Source organism: Anaerococcus sp. (assembly GCF_022770135.1).
Taxonomy (GTDB): domain Bacteria; phylum Bacillota; class Clostridia; order Tissierellales; family Peptoniphilaceae; genus Anaerococcus.
Map to the genome: position 1 here is coordinate 1 of NZ_JALEIL010000128.1, position 4,079 is coordinate 4,079.

At 36.0% G+C, this 4,079-nt stretch carries 4 protein-coding genes; 2 read left to right on the forward strand and 2 right to left on the reverse strand.

Features of this window, described 5'->3' with window-relative positions; all coding sequences use genetic code 11:
- Positions 1-254, reverse strand: a 254-nt coding sequence (locus MRZ08_RS06670) for a transposase (RefSeq protein ID WP_297380874.1), incomplete at its 3' end; no start/stop codon positions are given.
- Positions 255-311: 57 nt separating this feature from the next.
- Entirely contained in the window at positions 312-2,006 is a 1,695-nt protein-coding gene (locus MRZ08_RS06675) for a Na/Pi cotransporter family protein (RefSeq protein ID WP_297380878.1), read from the reverse strand.
- A 164-nt stretch (positions 2,007-2,170) separates the two neighbouring features.
- Here MRZ08_RS06675 and mnmE point away from each other — a divergent pair, with 164 nt between their 5' ends.
- Together mnmE and MRZ08_RS06685 are read left to right on the forward strand one after the other, a co-directional pair.
- Complete coding sequence (mnmE, locus tag MRZ08_RS06680) at positions 2,171-3,529, forward strand: tRNA uridine-5-carboxymethylaminomethyl(34) synthesis GTPase MnmE (protein WP_297380881.1); 1,359 nt, start codon at positions 2,171-2,173, stop codon at positions 3,527-3,529.
- A partial coding sequence (locus tag MRZ08_RS06685) for an FAD-dependent oxidoreductase (protein WP_297380884.1) occupies positions 3,519-4,079 on the forward strand: 561 nt, incomplete at its 3' end. The genes mnmE and MRZ08_RS06685, both read left to right, overlap by 11 nt.

Here is a 4,079-nt window from a genome sequence, read left to right on the forward strand (position 1 = left end):
GCAGTTTCTCTAAGCGAAGTGTTATTGGTTTGCCTATATTGTATTACAGATAGCTTAAATTCACTAGTGTATTTATTGTATTTTAACTTTTTAGATAAGTTCTTAAAGCCTCCTGAATTATATTTATTTATCCAATTTTTCAAAGTTCCATCTGGAATATCATATTTTTTAGCTACCATTTCTCGACCACCCAATTCACCTGATAAGTATTCCGTTACTAGTTTAATTTTAAATTCTTTTGTGTATTTTGGCATACAAAAACCCCTCCATCCGTATTCCGGATTTTGGGGTTCAGGTCATTAACCGGCTTTTTAAAATGTTTCATGTGAAACTTGTTCGAATTTAGCATGGTTATCTGTGTGAACCTTAACAGGATCCATGGTTAGTCTTGCGATGTTATAAGCATGGTCTCCGGTTCTTTCCATGGTTGATAAGATATCGTTAAATACATATGAAGCTATACTTGTCATATCTTCACCATTGGCAAGTCTCTTGTAGTGGGCTCTTCTTAGAGTAGTCTCCATAAGGTCAAGAGCTGCCTCGTCTTCTCCAAGTCTTCTGAATACTGCTTGGTCTTTCGTATCAAAAACTTCTATAGCATTTACAAAGTTGTTGATAACGAGATCATATATATCTTCTAAGTCTGATAAGGCTTCTTCATTATAACTAGCTCCAGATTCGTAAATTTCTTCGTAATACTCACCCAAATTTTGAGCAAGGTCTGAGATTCTTTCTACATTTATTTGAATCTGCAAGTAGTTTTGCACTTCAACTTCCAAATCCATTGGCCCAGAGTTTTGAGCTATAGCGAGTAGATAGGCTTGGATTTTGGTGTCCATATCATTTACAATAGACTCTGCTTGGTTAGCTGTTTCTAAATATTTTCTGTCTTTTTCTAGTAGATAAAGCTTAGTTTGTTTTATTGTCTCAAGTGCAACCTTAGATTCTTTAAGGATTGCAGCCTTTATCTGATCAAGAGCAGCTACAGGGAAAGTTTCTATTAGCTTTTCATCTAGCTCTATATCACCTAGGTCAGAGAATATTGAATCTTTACCTGGAATAAGCTTTCTTAAGAACTTACCTATATACTTGATAAGAGGTAGGAATAAAATCATGCCTATAAAGTTAAAGGTAAAGTGACCCACTGCAATTGTCATCAACTTGTTTGTTCCCAAAAATTCTGCTATTGTCCTTACTAGACTTTCGTAAGGAGCTAAGAAAATCAAGAATATTACAGAGATAATAACGTTAAATAGAACGTGGAAAGTAGATGTTCTTTTTGCAGAAAGCGATCCTCCAATAGAGGCTAATATTGCTGTTATACATGTACCGATGTTTGCTCCAAACATAAGTGCAAGGGCGAGTTTTAAGTCTATGGCCCCTGATGCAAATAAGGACTGAGTAATACCTATAAAGGCAGATGATGATTGGATCAAGGCTGTAAGTCCTGCTCCTACGATTACTGCTATTATTGGGTTTTGAGCCATATTTGCTACGACTTTTTCAAAACCATCTATTTTACTTAATTCTGATAGGGATGAGCCCATCATTTCAAGTCCTATAAATAGAAGGCCAAATCCCACTAATATTTCTCCGATATATTTATTTCTTCTTTTCGCCGAAAACATCGTAATAACAACACCTATTAGGGCAATGAAATACGATAGATATCCTAAGTCGAAACCAATCAATATAGATGTAACGGTTGTACCAATATTTGCACCTAAAATGACACCTATAGCCTGCTCGAGACTCATAACTCCTGCTCTTACAAAACTTATGGCTATAACTGTCGTCGCTGATGAGGATTGGATTAAACCGGTTATGACTATACCAACTAAAACTCCCATTATCGGATTGGAAGTATATTTCTCTACATATCCTCTTAGCTTAGGGCCTGCAAAATTTGTTAGGGCATCCCCCATTAGGGAAATACCAAATAGGAATATGGCTAGACCTCCTGCTATGAGATTCCATTGTAGAGAGCTTAATGATTGTAGTTGCATAATCCCTCCAAAAATATTATTATGTATCTAATATATCATATAGAAGAAAAATTTTCTACAAATTTTTCATATTATCCTATAATTGTTGACAAATTAGGATTTTCCACTATAATTTTTATGTTACAAACCACTAGTCAAAGTAGTGTATAGTTAAAGGAGTAATTATGGAAGAAAGAACAATTGCTGCAATATCTACTCCATCCGGGACTGGTGGCATATCCATAGTCAGGATGAGTGGAAGTAAGTCTTTTGATATTATCAGTCAAGTGTTTAGTCCAATAAATGGAAAGGAGCTTGATAAGGATAAGGATAATCGAAAGATGCGCTATGGAGTTATTAAAGACAGGAAAGGCGAGACAATCGATGAGGTGATGGTCTGCTTTATGAAGGGTCCGTTTACCTATACTAGAGAAGATATTTGTGAGATTAACTGCCATGGTTCTTTTGTTTCGGTCAAAAAAATCTTAAATCTCTTGCTAGATGAGGGTTGCGATATGGCAGAAGGGGGAGAATTTACTAAAAGAGCCTTCCTTAATGGAAGAATCGATTTATCCCAGGCGGAAGCTGTCTTAGATATAATAAATTCTACCAACGAGCTTAGCCAAAAAGAAGGTATCAATCAATTACAAGGATCTGTACGAGAAAAGATTTCATCTATTAGACAAGACCTACTAGAGGCTCTATCAAGATTGGAATATTCTATTAATTTTACAGAAGATGGCGAAGACCTCTCACCGGATGAGATAATTTCCTTTATGGAAAAAGCAAAAGCTACTATTGATAAGCTTTTAAATACTTCTAATAAAGGAAAGATTTTAAGAGATGGAATAAATACAACTATAATAGGTAAGCCAAATGTAGGGAAATCTTCCTTATTGAATAAATTGCTAAATGAAAATCGTGCCATAGTTACAGATGTTCCAGGCACGACAAGAGACCTTATCACAGAATATATATCCTTTGGCGATTTCACCCTAAAGATTAATGATACTGCCGGTATTAGAGACACTGATGATTTGGTAGAGAAAATAGGAGTGGATAAGTCTATTGAACTTATCGATGAGTCTGACCTAATCATTGCTATCTTTGATACATCTAGGGCCTTCGATAGGGAGGATGAGAAAATCCTAGATTTAATTAAGGGAAGAAATGCTATAATTATCTTAAATAAGGCTGACCTTGAAGATAAATTCTCTTATGATTTCGATCAAGTTACGATAAGGACTTCTATGGCCAAAGACGAAGGAGTAGATAAGTTAGAAGAAGCCATTACCGAAATGTTTAACACCAAGGATATCAAAAGAGAGTCTGTTCTAATAACAAATACCCGTCACGAAAGACTATTAAAGGAAGCTTCTAATAAGCTTAGCGATTCTCTTATAGACATCAAAAGAGGCATTCCACTTGATGCTTGTGAGGTAGATCTTAGAGGGGCTTACGATGACCTAGGCTTTATAATTGGTGAATCTGTTTCAGATGAAATAATGGATAAAGTATTTAAGGAGTTTTGCGTTGGAAAATAAATATAAAGCAGGAAGCTACGATGTAGTAGTAGTTGGAGCAGGACACGCAGGTTGCGAAGCAGGTCTTGCCGCATCAAGACTAGGTCTTAAGACACTAATTTTAACAACTAGCATGGAATCAATAGCAGATATGCCATGCAACCCTAACATAGGTGGAACCGGAAAAGGACATATTGTAAGAGAAATTGATGCCATGGGTGGTCAAATGGCCCTAAACATTGACAAGACCTTCATACAATCTAGAATGCTCAATACTAGCAAGGGTCCAGCTGTTCACTCCCTCCGTGTTCAAGCAGATAAGAGACTCTACCATGAAGAGATGAAAAAAACTTTGGAAAAAGAAGTAGATCTATTCGAGCAAGAAGTAGATAAGATAAATTATGAAGACGGGAAGATTGTTTCATGTGAAACAGTAGAAGGAGCAATCTTCGAGACAAAGGCCCTTATAATTTGTACAGGTACTTATCTAAATGGAAAAATCCTAATAGGAGAATATGAAAAGATATCAGGACCACATGGTCTTTCAGCTGCAACCTATCTTTCTGATTCA